Below are 23,394 nucleotides of genomic sequence, written 5' to 3' on the forward strand. Positions count from 1 at the left end.
AGGATCCCGTAGACTGGAGACGCGACCATGAGCAAGCACGTATCGGCGCTGGGCTTCCTCTACACCCTCTTCGGCCTCTTCACGGCGGCCCTGGGGGTGCTGGTGCTGGTCATCGGGCTGGGCTCGGTCGGCTCCTTCCTGCGGGAGATCCTCGACCTCATCGGCTACGGGCACCTGATGCGCTGGCTGGGCGCCGGCTTCGGCGCCTCGCTCCTGGGGGCGGGGCTCTTCTCCCTGGCGACGGCCTACGGGCTCTTCGCCCGGCGCAGCTGGGGCCGGCTCCTGGCCCTCCTGGGTTGCCTCTCGCAGGTGGTCACCTTCTCCTGGCCCGCGCTGCTGGGGGTCTACGGCTTCTGGGTGCTCCTCTCCGAGGACGGCGCCCGGCAGTTCGCGCGCCGCTAGAGAAGCCCTCGAACGGCCCTCCCGAAATCGGGTAGCCTTACGGGGCTCATGAGCGTCTCCTCTCCTCATCCCTGCGCCTGGCCGCAGGCCTTCGAGAGCCTCCACGAGGCCGTCCTCGGGGTCACCGAGGACGACCGGCTCTGCTACCTCAACCCGGCGGCCCGGCGGTTGCTGGCCTGGCCGGAGGAGCGCCCGGCCGAGGGAACGCTGATCGAGCTCTTCCACCCGGTCGACGGGCTCGAGCTCGGGCCCGAGGGTCGGCTGGCGGCGCGCATCTGCGAGCACACCGAGCTCACCGGGGGGCGCCCCCTGCGCCAGGCCCTCCGGCGCCAGGACGAGGTCGTGCTCGAGATGGAGGTGACGGCCTCCACCCTGCTGAGCGAGGCGGGCGAGCGCTGTCACGTGATCCTCCTGCGCCGCCCCCCGGAGCTCGTGGACTTCGACGGAGGCGGGACCCGGCTGCGCGCCGGGCGCGAGCGCCCCGAGCCCTCCTGGCAGCTGGTCTTCGAGAACGCGCCGGTGGGCATCTTCCACTTCGACAACCGCGGCGTGATCACCGCCTGCAACGAGCGCTTCGTGGAGAACCTCGGCTCCAGCCGCCAGATGCTCATCGGGCTGGACATGCGGACCCTGCCGAACGCGGAGATCGTCCGCTGCGTCGAGCAGGCCGTGGCGGGCGAGCGCACGATCTACGACGGCGACTACACCTCGGTCACCGGTGGGCGGCACCGCATCGTGCGGGTCGCCTTCTCGCCCATCCTCTCCGAGGAGGGGGAGGTCGAGAGCGGCGTGGGGATCGTCGAGGACATCACCGACGCCCGCCGGGCACAGCAGGTCCTCTCCCGCGCCGACCGCATGGCCTCCCTGGGTACCCTCGCCGCGGGCATCGCGCACGAGATCAACAACCCCCTCGCCTACGTCATGGCCAGCCTGGAGTACGCGCTGCGCACCCTCCCGCGCTCGAGCCGGGCGCTCGAGCAGACCGAGGTCGCCGGCGGGAAGAGCTGGCTGGACATCCAGCGCGACGCCCTCGGCAACGCCCTGGAGGGCACCGAGCGGGTGCGGAGGATCGTCTCCGACCTGGGCACCTTCTCCCGGCCGGCGGCCCTCGCGGAGGGGAGCTCGGGCCTCTCCCGGGTGCTGGACAGCGCGGCCGCCCTGGCCTGGAACGAGATCCGCCACCGGGCGCACCTGGTGAAGAACTACGGAGAGACCCCCCGGGTGCGGGGGGAGGAGCCCCGCCTGGTGCAGGTCTTCCTGAACCTGCTGCTCAACGCGGCGCAGGCCATCCCCGACGGAGACGCCGAGCACAACCTGATCGAGGTGGGCGTGACCCGGACCGAGAGCGGCGTGATCGTCGAGGTCCGCGACACCGGCGGCGGCATCGCGCCCGACGTGATCGATCACATCTTCGAGCCCTTCTTCACCACCAAGGAGACGGGTCGGGGGACCGGGCTCGGGCTCTCGGTCTGCCACGGCATCGTCAGCTCCCTGGGGGGCACGATCTCCGCTCACCCCAGCGCGGGCGGCACGACGATGCGGGTGCTCCTCCCGGAGGCCAGGCCGGAGACCCGCCCCGAGGAGGAGCGGGTCGTCCGCCGGGAGCCGCGGCCCACCTACGCGGTCTCGCCCCTGCGGATGCTCTTCATCGACGACGAGGAGCGGCTGGCCGAGACCCTCGCCATCGCCCTCTCGCCGCACGAGGTCGTCTCGGCCACGAGCGGGGGAGAGGCCCTGAGCCTGCTCGAGCGCGACCGGGACTTCGTGCTGGTCCTCTGCGACCTGATGATCCCCGACCTCTCGGGGCCGGAGATCTACCAGAAGGTGCTGCAGCGGGATCCCGAGCTCGCCGCGCGCTTCGTCTTCGTCTCCGGCGGTGCCTTCACCGAGCGGGCGCGGGATCAGCTGGCCCGCATCGACGTCCCCCTGGTGAACAAGCCCTTCGACATCGAGACCATCGAGGACCTCCTCGAGGATCGGCGGGACAGCGAGGCCTACAAGGGCCACGGGATCTAGATGGTCGGCTCGAGCCTCCTCAACGGCTGGACCTTCGTGGCCCTCGGCATCGCGGGCTTCTTCTACTTCTGCCTCCTGGCCGTGGGCGGCGCGGTCACCGCGGACGACAGCGGCCTGCTGGCCTTCGGGATCCTGCTCTTCGCCTCGGGCCTGATCTGCGAGTGGCGCACGATGCCCGGCCGCCTCCTCGGCGCGCCGATCTGGGCCTGGGGCGCGCTCCTGGCGCTCCTCGGGCTGGTGAAGATCTTCGGTCCCCTGGCCCTGGCCCCGGCGGTGGGCGCCGGGCTCCTCGGGGGGCTGGTCTACTGGCGGCAGCGCCGCCGGCAGGTCGCCGATCGCTGGCCCGCGGCCGAGGCCGCCCTCGATCGCGCCCGCGACGCCGCCGAGGCCGCCGACCTCGGGGGCACCTGGGCCGCGCTGGAGGCCGCGCTGATCCTCCCCGCCGACCCCGAGCCCTCCCGGCTGCGGGGTCACCTCGGGGCGATCGCCGCGCTCCTGCGGGCGACCTTCGGGGCCCTCCTCTCGGCCGAGCAGCGCGAGCGCCTGGAGGCGCTCGGGGAGGCGCTCTCGGGCGGGCAGGGGCCGGTCGAGGAGGCCGATCGGGCCTGGATCGCCGAGCTCGTCACCCGCCGGGGCATCTAGGGAAGCCGCAGAGCCGGTAACGAGTCGTTACGCCCCGGCTCCGGGAGTGATCTCTTTGCAGACACCGTCCGCAAGCTGAACGATCATCTCTCAAGTATCTGAAAATACTATGATTTGACCCCCTGGGGCCCCCGCCGGGCGCGGCAATGGGAGCCCCGGTGCGCGTCGGGTGGTGCTCCAGCGCCCCCGGACCCATTGCTTTCATCGAAAATTCAGGTACTTAGCCCGGTCAGCCGGCGCCCTGGCGCTGGCATGGACGCTGCTATGAGGACACCTCGGTTCCGGGCCCCTTCCGGAAGACTCGCAGCAAGAGGAAAGCGCATGGCTCACCGCTTCGTCGTCCCCGCTCTCGCCCGCAAGCTCATCGGCCTGCTCCCGGTGCTCTCCCTCGCGCTCCTGGCCGGCTGCCAGGGCGGCAGCGCGGGTCAGCTCCTCGAGGACGCGGTGCGGCCCGACGAGGAGGGCCTGACCCTCCTGCTGGCCCAGGACGACCTCCTCCACCGGCAGTTCAGCGGCGCGGCCGAGGGCGGCTTCACCACCGAGATCCTCGGCACCGGCGAGCGCAGCTTCAACCGGGTGGGCCTGCGCATCGACGCGCACCGCACGCCGGTCATCGAGGCCTCGGGCAGCCCGGACGGCGTCGCCTTCGGTCCCTGGCACCACGGCACCATCACCTACCAGGACGGCTTCGCCTACAACGCTCACGTCGACCTCGAGCACGGCAGCCGCTTCCTGCGCCTGCGCCTCTCGGGGATCGCCGAGGAGGACCTCTCCTTCCTCTCCCTCGAGGTCTTCACCTTCGAGCCCCTCGCCGGCCTCGATCCGGGCTTCGAGCCCGAGCTGCAGGACGCCCCGGAGGGCCTCGGTCAGCTGCGCTCGAACCTGGCCGCCGACGGCGTGGCGGTGATGCGCTCCCAGTGGGGGGCGCGGGCCACCCAGTGCACCTCGCGCCACACCCCCGTGCGGATGGCCATCCACCACACGGTGACCCCCAACAACGACACCTACGACATGCCCCGCCGGGTGCGGCAGATCCAGGCCTACCACATGGACAGCCGGGGCTGGTGCGACGTGGGCTATCACTTCCTCATCGGCCAGGACGGCGAGGTCTACCAGGCGCGGGAGGAGACCTACATCGGCGCGCACGTCGCCAACCACAACACGCAGACCGCCGGCATCTCCTTCATCGGCGACTTCACCTCGATCGTCCCCAGCCAGGCCATGCTCGACGCCGGCGCGCGGATCGTCCGCTCCCTCTCGTCGACCTACGGCATCTCCATCGACCGCACCGCCATCAAGGGTCACCGCGAGTTCTCCGGCGCCTCCACTGCCTGCCCGGGCAACGCCTTCTACCCGACCCTCGACGCCTTCGTGGCCCTGGCGGCCTCCGGCGGCGGCGGCGGCGGTGGTGGCGGCGGGGCGACCAACGGCACCCTGCGGGGCGCGGTCTTCTGGGGCACCGACTTCGCGGCCGACATCAACGACACCGCCAAGCGGATCTCCGGCGCCACGGTGACCCTCTCCAACGGTGACGTCGACACCACCGACGCCGATGGCTGGTATCAGTTCGACGTCCCGGCGGGCAGCTACACCGCCACCATCACCGCCGCCGGCTACCAGAGCGGCACCCTCGCCCGCGACGTCAGCGCCGGCACCACCGCCTGGGGCAGCGTGATGCTCACCCCGGCGGCCACCTCCACCGGCACGGTGAAGGGCGTCGTCTTCTGGGGCGCCACCCTCGACGACTACGCGGTGAACGTCGGCGACGCCAGCAAGCGCATCGCCGGGGCGACCGTGACCTTCTCTCCCGGCGGCCGCAGCGCGAGCACCGACTCCAGCGGCTGGTACGAGATCGACCTGCCGGTCGGCACCTACACCCTCACCGCCTCGGCGGCGGGCTACCAGGACGCCACCCGGCCCGATCCGGTGACCGTCACCGAGAGCGCCGTCTCCTGGGGCTCGACCATGGTCCTCGGCGGCCCGACCGTCGGGGTCGACGATCGGGCGGCGCCCATCGTGACGATCTCCAGCCCCTCCGACGGCGCGGTGGTGGACATCCCCGAGCTGATCGTCGTGGGCACCATCGTCGACGACTCGCCCATCGCCTACCTGCGGGCCAACGGCAGCGACGTGACCGTGACCAACGGCACCTTCCGCCACGCCACCTTCCTGACCCCGGGCGAGAACCAGATCGTCTTCGAGGCCGCGGACGACCTCAACAACGTCGGCACCCAGACCCTCACCGTGACCTACGTGGGTGAGGAGGCGAGCGGCGTGCGGGGCTTCGTCTACGACGCCGCCCGGGGCCCCGAGGTGCGGATCGCCGACGCGACGATCCAGCTCACCGGCCCCGAGGACCGGCAGCTCAAGAGCGACGCCGCCGGCGCCTTCGACCTCGACCTCCCGGTGGGCAACTACCTCCTCTCCATCCGCGCCCCGGGCTTCGACCCCTACCAGAACGCGGTGGTGGTCACCGCCGGCTCCCGCACCCGGGTCGAGGCCGGCCTGGCGCTCGAGGGCAGCAGCGCCGGCAACGGGGTGGTGGAGATCACCTTCCCGGCGGCGGGCGAGCTCATCGAGGCCAAGCGGGTGCTGGTCACCGGCAAGGTCGATCCGGAGGTCGTCGTGCGCGTCGTGGTCTCCGGTCAGGACGCCACCCTGGTGGGGGAGGACTTCAGCAGCGAGGTGACCCTCGCCAAGGGCGCCAACCACCTGGTGGCCGTGGCCTTCGACGCCAGCGGCGCCGAGCTGGCCCGGGCCACCGTCGACGTCACCCGCAAGGCGGGCGCGCTGGGCTGCCAGAGCGCCGGCGGCGGCGCCCCCGGCCTCGCCTTCACCTTCCTCGGCCTCCTGGGGCTGCTGGGCGTCAGCGCCAAGCGTAGGCGGCGCTAGACCCGAAAACGCCGGTCCCGCCCCTCGCACGAAGGGGGCGGTTGTCGCCGGCCCCTCTCGTCCCCACGTTGTTCTCATGCTGGGGGAACGATGGCTGGCCGTTGCAGCCGGAGCGCTCCTGCTCTCGGGCTGCGGGGTGACGGATCTCGAGCGCGGCCCCCCCGATGGGGCCGAGGACACGGCCTCGCTCGACGCCGGCGCGCCGAACGGGGAGGGGAGCCCGGAGCCCGAGTGCGGCAACGGCCTGCTCGAGGCGGGCGAGGAGTGCGACCCCGGCCTCTTCACTCCCGGGCCCGTCGCGGCCCTCTGTCACGACGACTGCCGGCGGGCGCGCTGCGGTGACGGCGTCCTCGACCCGGGCGAGAGCTGCGACGAGGGGGGCGAGACCACCCGCTGCACCGCCGACTGCCGGCTCCCGCCGCCGCCGATCGCCACCTACCGGATGGCCGCGGAGCTCTACAGGATGGGCGAGGTGGGAAGGGAGCGCTGGGGCGAGCTCGGCGGCTGCCTCGAGCTCGCCCTCCACGGCGAGCCGACGGTGCTCGGAGGCGGGGTGGGCGCCGACCTCGAGGTGCTGGTCTTCGCCGGCCACCTCCTCGGCCCCGACGGCCTGGAGCACCGGCTGGAAGGCCTCGACGACGGTGAGGTCGAGGTCGTGACCGAGACCGGCTGGGCGCCGACCCTCGGCTACCTGCGGATCTACCTGGGCGGGTTCCCGGAGCTGCACCTCCTCGACCTGGCCGTCGATGGCCTCCTGGCCCCCGGCGATCAGGTGGGCGGGCCGAGCTACGAGGGGGCGACCTGGAGCGGTGACTTCCCCTGGCCCGAGCAGGTCGAGGCCACCGGGCTGGTCTTCCTCTCCGCGGTGGGCCTCGTCGGTGAGATCGACTACCGCCTCGAGCAGGCCGCCTGCGCTCCGCTCTAGCCCGAAGGCACTACGCCGCGGCGTGGTCGGTGGCCGGGGTGGACTCGACCTCGACCGTCCGGCGGCTGGTGAGCAGCTCGGGGCCCTCCGGCAGGATCAGCCAGGCCGCGAGGTAGGTGAGCACCAGCGGCAGGATCCCGGTGAGGAAGAGGAGGGGGATGGCCAGGAGGCGCACGAGGTTGGCGTCGACCTCCAGGTGCTCGGCGAGGCCGCCGCAGACGCCGAAGATCTTCCGGTCATGATTCGAGAGGCGAAGCTGCTTCTTCATTGGAAGCTCCTTTCACCTCTCTCTACGAGCAGGCCGGGGCCTCCATTTCAGCCGATTGTCTGCTCCAGCTCGAAGAAGCCCACCCGGCAGTTGCCCACCCGCACCCTCACCTTGCCGGCGCCCAGGAGGGTCCAGCCGAGGGTGCGGCGGCAGCTGCTGCCCCGGCTGCGCATGGAGTAGAGGGCCTCCGAGGCGTGGTGCAGGCCCCGGCCCCAGCCCGTCAGCTGGCCCAGCTCGATCCGGTCCGGGGTGCCGGGGGGCAGGCGGATCCCCGGATCCAGGCACTCGAGGGTCGCCAGCAGGGGCTCGTTGTGGGGGAGGGCGGCGGACGAGGGCAGCCCCGCGGTCGAGAGGTAGCCGAGGTTGGCCACCTTCAGCTCCAGGTGGTGGGCGCCCTCCTCCAGCGCGTGGAGGCGCAGCGCCTCCACCTCGACCCGGGGCAGGAGCGAGGCGACGTGCATCCAGAAGGCGGAGAGCTTCTCGCAGACCTCGCCGAGCAGCTCGTAGGGCGGGTTCCACATCCCCACCCGGGGGTCGACGCCGCCCACCTCGACGGGCCCCAGCTGCGGGTGCTCGGCCGCCACCCAGGGGTGCAGGGTCCGGCCCTGGTTCACCTGCCGGTCCCAGCGGCCCAGCTCCAGCAGGTGATCGCGCTCCAGTCGGCCGTAGCGCTCGACGTAGCGGTCCGGCCGCGGCACGCCGATGCGCTCGAGGAGATCCCAGAGCTCGCAGACCATCGCGAGGCAGCCGCGGTTGCGGTAGGCCCACTCCGAGAGGTCGCCGCGGATCGGCTGCTCGGGATCGTAGGTGAACTCCTCGAAGCCGCTGACCATCGGGTAGCCGGTCAGCCCCTCGGCCCACACCTCGAGCTGCCGGAAGAGGGCGGTGTCCCCCGGGTTCATCTTCGTGTCCGGCTCGTCCCCCAGGGGCCGGATGAAGACCCCGCCGAAGGTGTGGAGGTTCAGCCAGGCGTAGAGGTTGGGGTGCTCGCTGGCGAAGCGGACCACCGCGCGGCTCTCCCGCTCGCTGGTGGGGAAGGCGCCGGCGCCGCTCTGCTCGGGCTCGGGCGCCCAGCTCCAGGGGAAGTTCCGGTTCAGGTCGGGATCGTTGTCGGCCAGGTAGTGGGGGTCGGGGATGGTGTGGCCGTCGAAGCTCTCGATCACGCCCTCGGGGTAGAGCCGGAAGTAGGGGCCCGGATCACCGGGGCGGCGGGGCAGCATGAGGCCCTCGACCTCGTCCGAGGCCACGAACTCCCCGGCCGGATCGGGCACCCGCATCAGGAAGGAGAGGCCGTCGCCGTCCACGTCCTGCGAGCGCCAGCGGGGAGCGTTGCGCTGCTGCCGCTCGTCGCGCGGGACCGATCGCACGTAGCGGCCGGTCTTCAGGACGGCCTCGGCGCCGTCGGGGCTCATCCGGGGGCAGACGTAGAAGAGGGCACCCTCCAGGGCCGCGCGCATCGGCTCGGGCAGGCCCAGGGGTAGCTGCCCCGGCTCGAGGTGCAGGCGCAGGGCCTCCTCGGCGATGGCGAGGGCGACGCTGCTGCCGGCCAGCTCCGAGGCGTGCATGTTGCCGTCGACCCAGACCCCCGGCCGCCGGCGGCCCGGCTCCCGGCCGACGGTCAGCAGCCAGATCTCCCGCCCCTCCTCCGTGCGATCGAGGACCTCGAGGTGGCAGAGCTCGGGGAAGGCCTCGGCCCAGGCCTCGAGCTGCTCGGTGAGCTCGGCGTGATCGAGGTAGCGGCTGCGGAAGCCGCGATCGAGCCGGCCGAGCCGGGCGATTCCATCCTTCGGATCCTGGGCCATGAGGTCCTCCCGTGGACCGTCAGATACCACGCTTGTCCGCCGGGTCGCAGCGCCGCTACCATCCCCACGTGCCTTGCCTGATCCAGGACACCCCGGAAGGGCCGCGGGTCTTCGAGCTGAAGGAGACCACCTACATCGGCCGGGCCCCCGAGTGCGACATCGTCCTCTCGGACGCCTCGATCTCCCGCCGCCACGCCCGCATCCACCGCGTCGGCGGCAAGCACGTCCTGCAGGACGAGGGCAGCCGCTTCGGCTCCTTCGTCAACGGCTCGAAGGTGGCCTCCTTCGCCCTCTCCGAGGGAGATCGCGTGCAGCTGGGGAGCGTCGAGCTGATCTACCGCCTGGACCTGAAGCTCGACACCGGGCTGCGGGAGATCACCGGCGAGGGCGAGCGCCTGCCGGTCGACCCCGTCGAGGTGAAGCGCATCCTCGGCGAGCTGGAGCGGACCAAGGCCCTCCTCGCCCTGCAGCACACCTTCGTGCGCTGCACGAGCCTGAACATGGTGCTCCAGGGCGCAGGCCCCGAGCTCACCCGCAAGCTGCGCGCCGACCGGGCGCTGGTGCTGATCTACGACTCGCGCACCAACGCCTTCACCATCCAGTTCCAGCAGGGGCTGCCCTCCATCCCGCAGCACCGGGTCGGCGAGGTGGACCAGGCCTTCTCCACCGCCCAGATCCGCCACATGACGCCGGACCACGACGGCCGGATCGCCATGGCCATCCCGATCCCGGGGAGCGAGCGCTACCCCCAGGGGCTGGTCTACGTCGAGTTCCCCCCCGGCCGGGTGCCGGAGGAGGGGCAGATCGAGATGGCGCGGGCCATGTGCGGCGAGCTGGGCAGCGCCCTGACCCACCACCGCCTGCTGAACCAGGTGCGGGAGGAGGCCGAGGCCCGCTCCAACCTCTCCCGCTACCTCGCCGACCAGGTCGTCGAGGCGGTGCTGGCCGGCAAGATCAATCTCGCCATGGGCGGTGAGCACCGCACGGTGACCGTGCTCTTCACCGACATCCGCTCCTTCACCACCCTCTCGGAGCGGATGCCCCCCGAGCACGTGCTCTCGATGCTCAACGAGTACTTCTCCGAGGCCGTGCCGATCATCAAGCGCTACGAGGGCACGGTGGACAAGTTCATCGGTGACGCCCTGATGGCGGTCTTCGGTGCGCCCAACGAGCTACCCGACCAGGCCCTGCGGGCGGTGCGGGCCGCGGTGGAGATCCGGGACGTCGTCCGCGAGCTGCGCGTCCGCTGGGCCGACCGGCCCTGGGCCGCGCACATGGATGTTTCGAACTTCGCCGTGGGCATCGGCGTGAACACCGGCCCCGCGGTGGCCGGCAACCTCGGCTCGGAGGACCGGCGCGAGTACGGGGTCATCGGTGACGCGGTGAACGTGGCCGCGCGCCTCTGCTCCAAGGCCGGCCCCGACGAGGTCTTCATCGGCGGCGACACCGCCGCCGGGGTGGGCGATCAGATGCAGCTGAAGTTCCTGGAGCCGATGCCGGTGAAGGGCCGGCAGCAGCCGGTGCAGGCCTACAGCGTCCTCTGATCAGGCGATCACGCCGAGCTTCTCGGCGAGGTAGCCCTCGAAGGCGCCGGGCGCCAGCTGGCAGTCCTCGTCGAGCTGGTAGCGCACCAGCGCCCCGCAGAGGGCGCCGGCGGTCGGGTAGCGGTTCTTGGAGGCCCGGGAGAGGGCCTTCTGGAGGATCTTCTTCATCGCCTCGTCGACCAGCCCCGGCGGGAAGTCGACCTTCGCCGCCGCGATGGACTGGAAGAGGCGCAGGTCGTCCTCTCCGTCGAAGGGCCGGTAGCCCACCACCAGCTCGTAGAGCATCACCCCGATCGCCCAGAGGTCGTCCGCCTGGCAGCGCTCGCCCCCGGCGACGATCTCCGGAGAGAAGTAGTGACGCTTGCCCAGGGCCATCCCCGGGGGGAGCTGCACGCCCGCGCCGATGCCGTCGATGGTGGCGACCCCGAAGTCTCCGAGCTTCACCTCGCCCTCCACCGAGAGGAAGACGTTCGAGGGGTTCACGTCGCCGTGGATCAGCGCGAGGGGGTGCCCGCCCCGCCCCCGGGCCTGGTGGAAGGAGGCCAGGCCCCGCAGCACCGAGCAGATCACGTGGAGGGTCACCTCCAGCGGCACCCCGTCCGAGCTCTGGTGGTGGGAGGACATCAGGGTGCGCAGGTCGCCCCCGAAGAGGTCCTCCATCGCGATGAAGGCCCGGCCGCCGGCCTCCCCCACCTCGAGCCGGGCCACGAGGTTGGGGTGGTGCAGCAGGTTCATCAGGTCGGCCTCGAGCACGAAGAGATCGGTGACCTCCTCGTCTGCCCCCTTCTGGAGCAGCTTGAGGATGGCCGTGCGCAGCTCGCCCCGCTCGTCGACGTACTCGGCGCGGAAGATCTCGGCCATGCCCCCCTCACCGACCCTGGTGGCGAGCTGGTACTGACCGAAGCGCCGCGAGGCGATGACCCCCAGATTCTCCATCCCGTGAGACACCCTATCGTTCCCGCCGGGGCGGATTCCAGGGCAAGATGGGCCCCGATGGAACGCTTCGTGGAGGGAGTCCTGCGAAGGAGGCTCTGGGTGCTGGCCGCGATCGGCCTGCTCTCCGGGCTCTCCCTCCTCTCCCTCACCCGGGCGGTGATCGCCTCCTCGGTGGCCGAGCTCTTCCTGGGGGAGAGCGCCGAGTACCAGGCCTTCCTCGAGCAGGCGCGCACCTTCGGCAACGACGAGATCGGCGTCTTCATCCTGCCCGCGAAGGGGATCCTCGAGCCCGAGGGCCGCGAGGCCCTCGCCCGGGCCACCGGCGCGATCGAGTCGATGCCCGAGGTCGCCCGGGTGCTCTCGATCCTGGACGTGCAGAGCATCCGCTCGGACGACGACGACCTAGTGGTGGAGAGCCGGGTCGACCGCATCGAGAGCGCCGGGCTCGGCGGCGCCGAGGCCCTGGCCGAGCTCGAGGACGAGCCGCTGGTCCGCGGCACGCTCCTCTCCCGGGACGGCAACCACACCGCGGTGGTCGTCGAGCTGCGCACCGACGGGCAGCGGGCGGCCGAGCGCCTCGATCTCTACATCCGGCAGATGCTCGACGCCTTCGTCGACGCGGGCTTCCCCCGGGAGGAGATCCGCCGGGCCGGCGCCATCGTGGTGATGTCCGAGGTGATCGTCCAGACCCTCTACTCGGTGAGGGGCATCTTCCCGATCTCGGCGGTGGTGCTGCTCTTCGCGGTCTGGGCCCTCTTCCGGCGCCTCTGGCCCTCGATGCTCTCCCTGGGGATCGCGCTGGTCGCGGTCCTCTGGACGATGGGCCTGGCCGTCGCCATCGACCCCCAGGTGAACATCCTGATGGCGACGGTGCCGGCGGTGATCCTGATCGTCTCCTTCTCGGACGTGGTGCACCTCTGCTCGGCCTATCTGCTGGAGCTCGAGCGGGGGCTCGAGAAGGATGCGGCCATCCGTCAGGCGGCGGCCGACGTCGGCCGGGCCTGCCTCTACACCTCCCTGACCACCTTCGTCGGCTTCGTCTCCCTCTCCCTGATCCCCACCAAGGCCTTCCGGCAGCTGGGGCTGATCCTCGGCTTCGGCGTGGCGGTGGCCCTCCTCCTGGCCGTCACCCTCGCCCCCATCGCCTTCCACCTCCTGCCGCAGCCGAAGGCCCTGCGCGCGGGCACCACCGGCAGGGTGCAGGGCCTCCTCGACGGTGTGCTGGCCGCCGTGCAGCGCCTGGTCCTGCGCTTCCCGCTGCCCACCGCGCTCGCCTTCGGTGTCCTCTTCCTGGCCTGCGTCGCCTCCCTCTTCACCCTCCACCTCGAGACCCGCTTCTCGGATCGCCTGGCGCCGCGCAACCAGGTGCGGCAGGACCACCACTTCCTCATCGATCACTTCGGCGGCTCGAACATCATGGAGCTCTACCTGGAGGCCCCCGAGGTGGACGGCCTGCTCGAGCCGGCCGTGATGCAGGGCGTGGCGGCGCTCGCCGCCGAGGCCCGCGCCCTGCCCGAGGTCTCGGCGGTCTTCTCGCTGGTGGATCTGATGGAGCAGCTCCACCGGTCCCTCGACCCCGGGGCGAAGGGCGCCCTGCCCGCGACCCGGGAGGCCCTCGCCCAGTACCTGCTGCTCTTCGAGATGTCCGGGGGGGAGGAGCTGGAGCGCCTGGTCGACGCCGACCGCCGCAAGATGCACCTGACGGTGCGCCTGCCCGACGAGGGCTTCCGCAGCACGGCCGAGGTGGGCCGCAAGCTGGAGGAGGCCGGGCGCCGCCTGATCCCGGAGGAGGTGCGGGTCTGGGCGACGGGCCACACCCTGCTCTTCGGCATGTGGCTCGACGACGTCATCGCCGGGCAGCGCCGGGGCCTGGGCCTCTCGCTGGCCGTCATCGCGTTCATGATGATCATCTCGGTGCGCTCGCTGCGGATGGGGCTCTGGTCGATGATCCCCAACGTCCTGCCGCTGCTGGCGCTCGGCGGCTACCTGGCGCTGACGACCGCCGCGGTGGACACCGACCTGATGATGGTCGCGATGCTGGCCATCGGCATCGGGGTCGACGACACCATCCACTTCCTGACCCGCTATTGCATCGAGCGGGAGCGGGGGGCGAGCCGCGAGCAGGCGATCGAGAACACCTTCCACTTCGCCGGCCGGGCCATCGTGATGACCACGGTCATCCTGGTTGTGGGCTTCGCGCCCTTCGCGAGCAGCCAGTACCTGAGCACCCGGGTGATGGGGACGCTCCTGCCGATGGTGCTCGGGGTGGCGCTGGTCGCGGACCTGGTGCTGGTGCCCGCGCTCCTGAAGCTCGGAGTGATGGAGCGAGGCGTGGATCGCAAGGGCGACGCCATTCGTGCCGGCCGCGAGCCCTAGTCGAGAATCGACCCGCTCCTGAAGGCGGCCGTCGGCCAACCTCCGGTCGGTTGCCCGGGCCCGGGAGGACGCCTAGAATTGCTCTACTGGGGTGGGCTCAGAAGCAGGGGTCGTGCTGACCCCTGCTCGTGTGATCAAGCTGCAGGAGCCGGATGGAATCCTCTGCCACTTCGATTCAGTGGGTTCCGGTCTCCGAGGTGGGAGGAGACTGGGTCCAGGCGAGGGTGCGGGTGGTGTTCAAGGGACACCGGATCACCCGGACGAGCGAGGCCATCTGCCTGGAGGGGCTCAGCGTCGAGGGCGACGCACCCAGCCCCATCGGGACAGAGGTGATCGTGGCCTTCGACTCCCCCTGGGGCGAAGGGCGGATCTACGCCCGGGGGCGCATCGAGGGGCTGGACTGGGCGCCGCTGCACACCAACATCTTCGCCACCGGCGAGGAGGGCTTCGCGATCTCCTTCCACGCCTTCCACAAGGCCAAGGTGATCGAGGAGCTCCGGACCTTCGTCGGGGCAGCGGGCCCCGCGGCGGCTCCCGTCCAGAACGGGGAGGTCGATCTCGCCGACCTCATCGGTGACTCCCTCCTCGACGAGGACGCACCGGCGCCTGCTCTGCCTCCGACCGCGGTCGGGCCTGCCCCGGGCCAGCCCGCGGCGCCCGCGGAAGATCTCGGCGCGACGCCGACCCCCCGGCCCTCCGGCTCGGGGCGAGGGCGCCTCGCGTTGATCGCCGCCGCCGCCGGCCTCGGCCTGGTGTCGATCGCGCTCTTCGGCTGGAGCTTCTTCGAGGGGGGAGAGAGCGCGCCGCCGGCGACGGAGCCGGAGACGACTGCCCTGGCGGCGCCGCCCACCCCGGCGCCCCCAGAGCCGGAGCCGGAGCCCGTGGCGAGCTGGGAGTGCGCTCCCCTCTCCGGCGCGGCGCCGTCTCCCATGCCGGCCGAGGCCCTCGGCTGCGCGGTGGGCATGGTCGGAGAGGCCCAGGTCCGCCGGGCGGGCACCGAGGCATGGGTGTCCCTGCGGGAAGGGGAGCCCCTGCGCCAGGGCGACCAGGTCCGGGGCAGCGAGGGGGGGCGGGTGAGCCTGCGCCTCTCCTCGGGGGAGCTCTTCGAGCTCGACCCGGGAGCGGCAGTCCGGGTGGCCGCCGAGGAGAGCGAGGCCGGCAAGCGTGGTCGCGTCGAGGTCGTCACCGGCGCCATCTCGGCCACCCTGGAGGCGGGCGGCTCACAGGCGGTGGTGGCCGAGGCGGGGGGTGAGCCCCTACGCATCGAGTCGGATCCCGGAGAGGAGCCGGTCCAGTACCGGATGACCAGCCGGGAGGATGGCTCCCTCGAGGTCGCCGTCCGCAAGGGGAGCGCGCGCCTCGTCGATCGCGGCGGCCGCAGCGTCTCCCTGGTGGCCGGCAAGGCCCAGGACGTCGCGGAAGGCTCGCTGCGGGGCGAGGCGTTGACCCTGCCCGACTTCCCCCAGATGGTCTCGCCCGGGGTGGACGCCACCCTCACCTTCGAGAAGGACCTCGAGACCGCGCTGGAGTGGCGAGCGGTGAAGGGCGCGGCCTCCTACCGGGTCGAGGTGGCGGTCGACCAGGGCTTCCGCAACCTGCGCTTCTCCGAGGTCGTGAAGAAGACCGGCGCGGTCTTCCGGCCGACGGAGCCGGGGGTCTTCTACTGGCGGGTGGCCGCCCGCAACACCGCCGATCGCGAGGGCGAGTTCGGCTTCAACCGGCGCCTCTACGTGGTCGCCGAGGATGAGATCGACTACCTGGTCGCTCCCGCGGCGGACGCGAGGGTCGCCTACCTCGGGCCCAGCACCGAGATCAGCTTCTCGTGGCGGGCCGCGGTCGGGGGAAGTCGCTACAACCTGATCGTCGATCGGGATCCCGGGCTCGAGGGCAAGGCGGTCCGCTCGGTGAAGACCGAGGCCCAGGAGGTTCGGGTCCGCAACCTCCGCCCGGGCGTGTACTTCTGGGGCGTCTTCCTCGACACCGGGGAGGCCCGCGAGCCGCTCTTCACGACCAGCCGGAAGCTCACGGTCAAGAAGGACAAGATCCAGGTCCCCAAGCGCCTGAAGTGGGACTAGGCGCGGCGAGGACGTGAATGGAGGAGCTGGGATGAGAGTCGGAAGATGGTCAGCGGTGCTGTCGCTGGGACTCCTGCTGGGCTGCGCGACCCCCGCGCCCGAGCCCGATCCGCTCCCGGAGGCCGAGGCTGCCCCGCCGGCGGCGGAGGTGAGCCCCGCGGAGGCGCCGGCGCCGACCTGCCCTGAGGCGTCGGGCCTCTGTCTCGTGGTCCAGCCCGAGGACACCCTCGTCGTGGTGGACGGAGACGAGCACGGCATGGTCTCCTCCATCGGCGAGGCGGGGGCGCGGTTCATCCCCCTCTCCCCGGGCATCCACCGCATCACCTTGCGTCGCGAGGGCATGCAGACGTGGCGGACCGAGGTGACGGTGGCCCAGAGGGCCGAGCCCATCGTGGTGGAGCTGGAAGAGATGGCGGAGCCCTAGCCTCCATGAACCGGTCTCGCACCCTGGCGCGCCTCCTCGGCGCCCTCGGGCTGCTGCTCACGCCGGGCCTCGCCCGGGCGGGCGCGGAGGAGGCCATCACCTTCCGGGTCGAGCACGAAGGCCCCATCATCCTCGGCGAGGCTGCGCAGGAGCTGACCGTCTCGGTCGGCGTCCCCGCCGAGCTCGACGATCCTCGCGAGGCGCCGAAGCTCACGGCGAACGTGGGCTCCTTCGGTCCGGTGGAGCGGGTCGGGGAGGGGCAGTACCGGGGCGTCTTCCACCTCCCCCGGAAGCACTTCCCCCAGGTGGTCCTGGTGGCGATCTGGTGGCAGACCCGGCCCGAGGTGAAGGTGCCCATCCACCGCATCCGCCTCTTCGCGAAGACCTCCATCACCGTACGAGCGAGGCGGGGCGCGAGGGTGACCGCCATCGTCGGCGAGCAGCGCTTCGGCCCCGAGGTGACCCGCGGCAGTGGCGTCGCGACCATCCCCATCGTCGTCCCTCCCGGGCTCGCCTCGGTGATGGTGGAGATCAAGAAGGGACGCTCTCGCCGACGGCAGCGGATCGACGTGGGGGTGCCTCCCTACAGCCGCCTGATCCTCCTCGCGGTGCCCGACCGGGTGGTGCCCGGCGGGAACTCCGAGGTCCGGGTGATGGCCTACCTCGACGAGGAGCGACCCGGCCGGCGGTCCGCGCCCGTGCAGGTGAAGGCGCCCTCGGGCCGCATCGAGCGCCTGGGCCAGGAGGGGGGATGGTACCTCTTCCGCTTCGTTCCCCGCCGGGACGAGAAGCGGGCGAGGCTGCGGCTGCGCGCATGGGTCAAGGGAGACGCGGTCAACGCCGACACGGCCACCGTCCGCTTCGGCCCCGGCGAGCCGAGCATCATCACCTTCGGGGAGCTGCCCGGGGGGCTGGTCGCCGACGGGGCGAGCGAGGTCGAGCTCGCGATCTCGGTGAAGGACCGCTACGGCAACGGGGTGGATGGCCTTCGCCTGGAGGTTCGACCCGGCGGCGCGCGGCTCCTCTCGGTCGAGGAGGGTGAGCCCGGCGTCTACCGGGTCCGCCTCGGGGGGCCGGAGGTCTGGCCCGAAGGTGGCCGCTCGCGGGTCGCGGTCCGGGTCCTGCTGAGCGGGCGGGAGCCCCTCGAGGCCTCCCTGGAGGTGCCGGTGGCGCCGCCACCCTGGCCCTCCTCGATCTCGATCCAGACCGATCCCGCCAAGCCCTTCGCCGATGGTCGATCCTCCTTCGAGGTGGTGGTCGACGCGCGGGACGCCAGCGGCGCGCCCTTCACCGGGGGAGGGCTCTGGCTCGTCGACGGCGAGGGACAGAAGATCGAGCTGGAGACCGCCGGGGAAGGGGGCTACCGGACGCGCCTCGTCGCTGCGCCGGGGCGGACCTCGATGACCCTGCGGGCGGCCAGCGAGCACGGTGAGCACGGTGCGCCCCGGACGCTGGCGCTCCGGGCACCGCCGAAGCGGGCTCGCCTCGGGGCGCGCCTCGCCCTGGGCTACGACGGCGCCCTCTACCCGTCCGGGGGCCTCGAGGCCTCCTGGTGGCTGCGGGGCAGCGGCTACGCCCTGGCGCTGGTGGGTGCGGCCGAGTACCGCTTCAACCGCCTGGCGGTGAGCGGCCTCGAGCTGGTCGCGCCGGGCTCCGCGCTGGAGGCGAGGGTCCGCTGGCAGATGGTGACCGGCACCGCTGGTCTCCGGATGATGATCCGCCGCTTGCCGGCCGGGATGAAGCTGCACGCCACGGGGAGCGCCGCGCTGGTGGGCTGGGAGGCGAGGAGCGGAGTGCCCTCCTACGCGCCGACCATCGTGCGGGGGCTCGCACCGGCCGCGGAGCTCTCGATCGGGCTGGAGCGCTCGGGCCTCCTCCTGCAGGCGATGGGACGGGGGCTGTGGATCCGCGATCCGGAGCTCTCGGGGCCGGGCTGGTCGGTGTCGCTGGCGCTCGGCTACGAGTGGGGGGTGCTCTAGATGAAGTCCTGGCGGCGCTCGCCTCTCGCCCTCCTCGGGCTCCTCCTCTGCTCCACGCTGGCTGGCGCCTGCGCCGACGAGATCCCCGGCCCTCCGGCCTCGCTCTCCATCACGCCGACGAGCGGGCCGGAGGGGGTCCGGACCACCGTGGTCGTCCGGGGCGAGTTCGAGGCGGTCCGCCTGGAGGTCGACTACCCGGATCCGAGCGTCGGAGCGGGCCTCGAGCTCTACCTCGGCGACACCGCCCTCGAGGAGGTGCGCCTGGTCGGCGAAGGCGCGGTCGAGGCGGTCGTTCCGGAGACGGTCCCCGCCGGCCTCCATCCCCTCCGGGTCATCGACGGACGGGGCCAGGAGGGCCGGCTCGAGGACGCGTTCCGGGTGCTCGGGGCCGCCGATCGGATCGACCACTTCGAGATCGATCCCATCCCGGACGTCTTCACCGACACCCCCTTCGACGTGGTGGTGCGCGCCGTCGACGCGAGCGGAGCCCTCCTCACCGACTTCACCGGTGGGGCGGCGGTGGTGGACCGCACCGGCACCCTCTCCCCGACCACCCTCTCCCCCTTCGTCGGGGGAGTCTGGAGCGGCAGCCTGACCATCGTCGACCCCATCGCCGACGACACGCTCACGGTCACCGCCGGCAGCGCCAGCACCGAGAGCAACCACTTCGCGGTCACCTGCCCCGGGAGCTGCACCTGCATCCCCTTCCTCGCCGACACGGACGTCGACGGCTTCGGGGACGACGCCCGGCGCCGCTGGGCCTGCGCGGCGCCCGCCGGCTACGTGGAGGAGGGGGGCGACTGTGATGACGCGGTGCGGGAGATCCACCCGGGCGCCCCCGAGGTCGCCGCCGACGGCATCGATCAGGACTGCGACGGAGTCGACGCCTGTTACCACGATGGCGACGGGGACACCTACGGAGGGCTGGTCCCCCTTCCCGACGACGATCTGGACTGCACGAACAGCGGGCCAGCGGTGGTCACGATCGGGGGGGACTGCCTGGACTCCGACGACACGGTTCATCCCGGGGCGGCGGAGCTCGTCGCCGACGGAGTGGATCAAGACTGTGACGGCCGCGAGCGCTGCTACCAGGATCTGGACGGGGACGGCTTCGGGACCACCGTCGAGGTGGACGACACCGACACCGACTGCAGCAACGCCTCGGCGGGCGAGGCGGACAACCCGGACGACTGCGACGATCAGGTGGCGACCTGCACCACCTCCTGCACCACCAACACCGACGGCGACGTCCCGGCGGTCTCCGACTGCATGGAGCTCTTCTGCGGCTCGGACCCCCTCGATCCTGCCAGCTCCTGCGTGATCGCCGATGGAGCCACCACCTCTCTCGAGGACGCCATCGCCACCGCCAACTCGACCCCGGGCTACGAACACATCCTGGTCGACTATGCCGCCTTGGTGGCCGGTCCGCTGGTGATCAGCTCGGCCGACGGGTCCTGTCTCGATCTGCGCACCATCGGGGGCCGGCGGATCACCGTGACCGGCGGCTCGCCAGGCGTGCAGATCGACGATGATGGCTGCCACCTCGAGGGCCTCGACATCGTCGACGCCACCGTCGGCGTGCTGATCTCGGGAGACGGCTCCACGCTTCGCGATCTGCGGGTCAGCAGCGGAGCCACCGGGTTCCATGTCGAGGGTAGCTTTTCCACCCTCAGCGGCGTCCAGGCCAGCGGCTTCTCCGACGAGGGAGTGAAGCTGACCGGTGCGGGCAATCGAGTCATCGACTCCATCCTCCACGGTTGCCTCGGCCCCCCCTCGGGCGGGCGGGCCGGGGTGGTGATCGACTTCGACGGGGGCGGGGTGAAGCCCGACGGCAACGTGATCGCCGACAACCTGATCGTGAACAACGCCTGCGCCGCGATCCAGCTGCGGGAGTCCCCGGACGCCACCGTCATCGATCACAACACCATCGCCTTCAACACGAGCGGGGTGACCTTCCTGAGCGCCGGCGTCGGCGCCAGCAACCTCTGCATGCGCGGCAACCTCATCACCGACAACACCGGAGCGGCGCTCGAGTTCAACAAGCTGGCCACCTTCGATACCAGCGCGGCCTGCGTTGGACCTCTGCCCGTCGGCCCCGTCTGGGGCAACGGACAGGTGGCCAACGCGCTCGGCGCCTGCTCGGGCAGCGTCTGCGCCGCCTGTGCGTGTCTCCCGGCGGGCTCGTTCTGGAGCCACGATCTCGCTCCCGCCTACCTCGAGACCACGGACCCCACCGCCGCGAACGCCTTCTGCCCGGGTGAGGTGGGCCTCGTCGACCAGGGCGTCGACCTCGGCTACGACCTGAACGGTCCCCAGGATGGCCTCCACGCGGGCGCCGCGCCCGACCTCGGGGCGCGGGAGACCGGCGCCGAGGGCTGCCCCTCGCCGCCGGGTCCCTGAGACGGCCTGGCCGTCCCGGTCAGCCTGCGCCGACCGTCGCCCGGGAGCGCTAGGGGGCGACCACCCGGACCTGGGTGGTGGTGCCGCCGGCGAACTGCCAGATCTCGACCGGGCCGCTGACGTCGTCGCTGGCGTCGAAGTCGCAGGGACCCGAGGCGCCCTCGTAGTTGACGGCCTCACCCGCCGCGAGGGCGTCGAGGCCCTTCTGGAACTCGCCCACGCCGTTCACGGTGCCCGGCGCGCTGGCGACCTCTCGCAGCGCGTCGCGGAGGGCGGTGCCGTCGTTCTGCTTCGCCTTGGCCATGGCCAGCCCGATCAGCATGGCGGCGTCGTAGTAGTTCTCGGCGAAGATGCCGGCCTCCTCGCCGAACAGCTCCAGATAGGTCGCCTTGAAGAGGTCGTAGCTGGCACCGGAGGCCGAGGCCGGCGCGGTGCCCTTGATGCCCTCGACCACCGAGCTGCCCACGTTCGCGGCGATGTCATCGCTCTTCATGCCGTCGGTGAGGTACGAGGCGCCGCTGAAGCCGCCCGCCGAGTTCCAGGTCGACAGGAACGAGGAGGACAAGCAAGGAGAGTCCCCCCCGGAGTGGGCCATGGGGGCCCCTCTCATCAGCTCGGATCGCGGATGAGCTCGAAGCTAGGCCGCCCTGGAGACCTTCGCGTCCTCGGCCAGGCGCTCGGCGGCGCGGTAGCAGAGGGCCATGATGGTGTGCTGCGGGTTCACCCCGACGGTGGTCGGGAAGATCGAGGCGTCCATGACGTGGAGGCCCCGGCGATCATGCACCTCCAGCGTCGGCGACACGACCGACCGTCCTGGATCCGAGCCGGCGCAGGCCGTGCCGAAGAGATGTGTCGCGACGAGGTGGAAGTCCTTGGGCCGCACCGTCCCCTCCTCGAGGAGGCGCACCTCGTCCGCGCTGCGCAGGATCTCCGGCCGTCCGGCCATGCCATGGTAGACCTCCTTCGCCCCGGCGGCGAACATCATCTTGCTGGCCATCACGACCCCCTGGCGCATGCGCTCGAGGTCCTCGGGCAGGGGCTGGTACTTGATGCGGGCGCTGGTGCGGCCCGGGCGCACGGTGCCCATGGCCCGCATCCGGACCATCACCGCCCACTGGGCGTAGCGGTCCATGTGGGCGAGGCGCTCCTGCCAGGCCTCGCCGGCGCCGGGGAGGCGGGCGCCGAGCATCTCGGGGGGCAGGGAGAGGCTCTCGAGCTTGAAGCCCTCCTCGAAGAAGGGGACCTGGTAGCCCTGGGTGGCCCCGAAGACCATCCGGATCGGCTCCTCGAAGCGGCCGAGGACCGGGCCGCCGGGGTGGGCCTGGAAGCGGTCGCCCACGAGGCCGCCGAGGCCGCTGCGGCGCAGGAGCACCGGGGTCTGGACGGCGCCGCCGGAGACGACGACGCCCTTGCGGGCACGCACCTCGAAGGGGCGGGTGGGCCTCCGGGTCACCGCGTCGACGTGGTGGCCCGAGACGCCCACGGCCCGGCCGGCCTCGAAGTGGATCTTCTCCACCCGGCACAGCGCGTGGAGGCGCGCGCCGTACTTCAGGGCCCGCGGCACGTAGGAGACGTCCATGCTCCGGCGCGAGGCCGAGGGGCAGCCCTGCAGGCAGGTGGCCGCGCCGGTGCAGCCCGGGGTGTTGCGGACGGTCGGGTGCCCCTCGTGGCCCAGCGCCTTGGCGCCTCGCTCCAGGGCCAGCGAGTTGCCGCCCAGGACCTCGCGGGGGGTGGGGGCGCAGCCCAGGTCCTCCTCGATGGTCTCGTAGATCCGCGTGAGGGCCTCCTCCTCGAGGAGCCAGCCCAGCCCGTACTCGTCCTTCCAGTGGCGGACGATGTGCTCGGGCAGGCGCCAGATGATGCCGGAGTTGATGGCGCTGCCGCCGCCGACCAGGCGGCCCTGGATCACCGGGATGGGGAAGGCGCCGTGGGCCACCGAGGTGCCCGCCTCCCGGAAGGTGTCGTTCATCGCCGGGATCATCGCCGTCGGCCGGCTCCTCGGATCGAGACTGGGCCCTTCCTCCAGCATGGCCACCGAGTGGCCCGCTTCCGAGAGCACCTTGGCGGCGGTGGCGCCGCCGGGGCCCGTGCCCACGACGACGAAGTCGACCTCGTCCAGCAAGCTGTGGGTCTTCATCACGCCACCTCCTGATCCGTGTTCGCGGCGGGGAGCTCGGCGACCGGCACCCTCGGCAGGGCCGTCTCCTCGCTGGTGTCGTAGTCGGTCCGCTCGCGCACCGGCCCGGGCTGGAGCAGCGCCATGCAGGTGACGACCTTCAGCAGGAGGCAGAGCTCGCGCACCAGGTAGACCGGGTGCTCCAGCAGCCGGTGGAGCAGCTCGGTGCGCTGCCACCCCTCGAGGCCGGCGATGGTCTTCAGGCGGCGCTGGGCCCAGAGAGGGGAGAGGGCGACCAGCCAGAGGGCCAGGCGCAGGCCGAAGCGGGCCAGGCGGTTGCTGCCGGCCATCATCGCCTCGAGGGCGGCGAGGTAGTCGACCTCCCCGGGCCTCGGGGCGAGCAGGCCCGTGGCCGGCTCGGCCCTCTCGGGGGCGAAGCTCCCCAGCGTCGCGACTGCCCAGCGCTCCTCGAATCCTCGCATCGTCCGGCCCTCCTGGATTATTGGTCTGACCAATTAGGGGTGTTGATAACGCACCGTGTCGAGGAGATCAAGGGGAAAAGATCTCGGCCCGTGACAGGGCCCCTCCGGGCCTCTA

General features: G+C 71.9%; 16 protein-coding genes and 1 pseudogene. 11 read left to right on the forward strand and 6 right to left on the reverse strand.

The features are described from left to right. Positions 1-27 precede the first annotated feature (27 nt). From P1V51_11030 to P1V51_11050, 5 genes are all read left to right on the forward strand, one after another. Positions 28-402, forward strand: coding sequence for a hypothetical protein (locus tag P1V51_11030; protein MDF1563570.1), 375 nt, complete (start codon positions 28-30; stop codon positions 400-402). Between the two features lie 48 nt (positions 403-450). After that, positions 451-2,418, forward strand: coding sequence for an ATP-binding protein (locus P1V51_11035; protein MDF1563571.1), 1,968 nt, complete (start codon positions 451-453; stop codon positions 2,416-2,418). Next, a complete protein-coding gene (locus P1V51_11040) occupies positions 2,419-3,060 on the forward strand; it encodes a hypothetical protein (protein ID MDF1563572.1) in 642 nt (213 codons plus the stop codon). Between the two features lie 321 nt (positions 3,061-3,381). Next, positions 3,382-5,952 carry a carboxypeptidase regulatory-like domain-containing protein gene (locus tag P1V51_11045; GenBank protein MDF1563573.1) on the forward strand — a complete coding sequence of 857 codons (2,571 nt, stop codon included), beginning with the start codon at positions 3,382-3,384 and terminating at the stop codon, positions 5,950-5,952. A 76-nt stretch (positions 5,953-6,028) separates the two neighbouring features. After that, positions 6,029-6,877: a hypothetical protein gene (locus P1V51_11050; protein MDF1563574.1), complete on the forward strand. Its 849-nt coding sequence runs from the start codon at positions 6,029-6,031 to the stop codon at positions 6,875-6,877. 85 nt (positions 6,878-6,962) lie between these two features. On the opposite strand, the pseudogene P1V51_11055 reads toward P1V51_11050, so the two are convergent. After that, positions 6,963-7,145: pseudogene (locus tag P1V51_11055) on the reverse strand (PspC domain-containing protein). A 47-nt stretch (positions 7,146-7,192) separates the two neighbouring features. Continuing rightward, the gene (locus P1V51_11060) at positions 7,193-8,947 is read right to left on the reverse strand and encodes a M14 family metallopeptidase (GenBank protein ID MDF1563575.1); all 1,755 of its coding nucleotides are present in this window, start codon (positions 8,945-8,947) and stop codon (positions 7,193-7,195) included. A gap of 68 nt (positions 8,948-9,015) precedes the next feature. Between P1V51_11060 and P1V51_11065 the strand changes: the two genes are divergently transcribed. Continuing rightward, positions 9,016-10,491 (forward strand): adenylate/guanylate cyclase domain-containing protein, encoded by a 1,476-nt coding sequence (locus P1V51_11065; protein ID MDF1563576.1) that lies wholly within the window; start codon positions 9,016-9,018, stop codon positions 10,489-10,491. Here the strand turns inward: P1V51_11065 and P1V51_11070 are convergent, their stop codons facing one another. Beyond that, entirely contained in the window at positions 10,492-11,427 is a 936-nt protein-coding gene (locus P1V51_11070) for a serine/threonine-protein kinase (GenBank protein ID MDF1563577.1), read from the reverse strand. A 57-nt stretch (positions 11,428-11,484) separates the two neighbouring features. Here P1V51_11070 and P1V51_11075 point away from each other — a divergent pair, with 57 nt between their 5' ends. The 5 genes from P1V51_11075 to P1V51_11095 all read left to right on the forward strand — a co-directional run bounded on the left by P1V51_11075 (position 11,485) and on the right by P1V51_11095 (position 20,681). Further along, positions 11,485-13,803 (forward strand): MMPL family transporter, encoded by a 2,319-nt coding sequence (locus tag P1V51_11075; GenBank protein MDF1563578.1) that lies wholly within the window; start codon positions 11,485-11,487, stop codon positions 13,801-13,803. A 233-nt stretch (positions 13,804-14,036) separates the two neighbouring features. Further along, positions 14,037-15,878, forward strand: a complete 1,842-nt coding sequence (locus P1V51_11080; GenBank protein MDF1563579.1) for a hypothetical protein — start codon at positions 14,037-14,039, stop codon at positions 15,876-15,878. 55 nt (positions 15,879-15,933) lie between these two features. Then, positions 15,934-16,302, forward strand: a complete 369-nt coding sequence (locus P1V51_11085) for a hypothetical protein (GenBank protein ID MDF1563580.1) — start codon at positions 15,934-15,936, stop codon at positions 16,300-16,302. A 5-nt stretch (positions 16,303-16,307) separates the two neighbouring features. Next, complete coding sequence (locus P1V51_11090) at positions 16,308-18,281, forward strand: hypothetical protein (protein MDF1563581.1); 1,974 nt, start codon at positions 16,308-16,310, stop codon at positions 18,279-18,281. Then, positions 18,282-20,681, forward strand: a complete 2,400-nt coding sequence (locus P1V51_11095; GenBank protein ID MDF1563582.1) for a MopE-related protein — start codon at positions 18,282-18,284, stop codon at positions 20,679-20,681. Positions 20,682-20,730: 49 nt separating this feature from the next. Here P1V51_11095 and P1V51_11100 read toward each other — a convergent pair whose 3' ends face one another. The 3 genes from P1V51_11100 to P1V51_11110 form a co-directional block, all read right to left on the reverse strand. Next, positions 20,731-21,246, reverse strand: a complete 516-nt coding sequence (locus P1V51_11100; protein ID MDF1563583.1) for a hypothetical protein — start codon at positions 21,244-21,246, stop codon at positions 20,731-20,733. A 72-nt stretch (positions 21,247-21,318) separates the two neighbouring features. Then, a complete protein-coding gene (locus tag P1V51_11105) occupies positions 21,319-22,818 on the reverse strand; it encodes a GMC family oxidoreductase (protein MDF1563584.1) in 1,500 nt (499 codons plus the stop codon). Next, complete coding sequence (locus tag P1V51_11110) at positions 22,818-23,279, reverse strand: hypothetical protein (protein ID MDF1563585.1); 462 nt, start codon at positions 23,277-23,279, stop codon at positions 22,818-22,820. Before P1V51_11110 ends, P1V51_11105 begins: the two co-directional genes overlap by 1 nt. Positions 23,280-23,394 lie beyond the last annotated feature (115 nt).

The sequence above is a fragment of the Deltaproteobacteria bacterium genome (assembly GCA_029210625.1).
Taxonomy (GTDB): Bacteria; Myxococcota; Myxococcia; order SLRQ01; family SLRQ01; genus JARGFU01.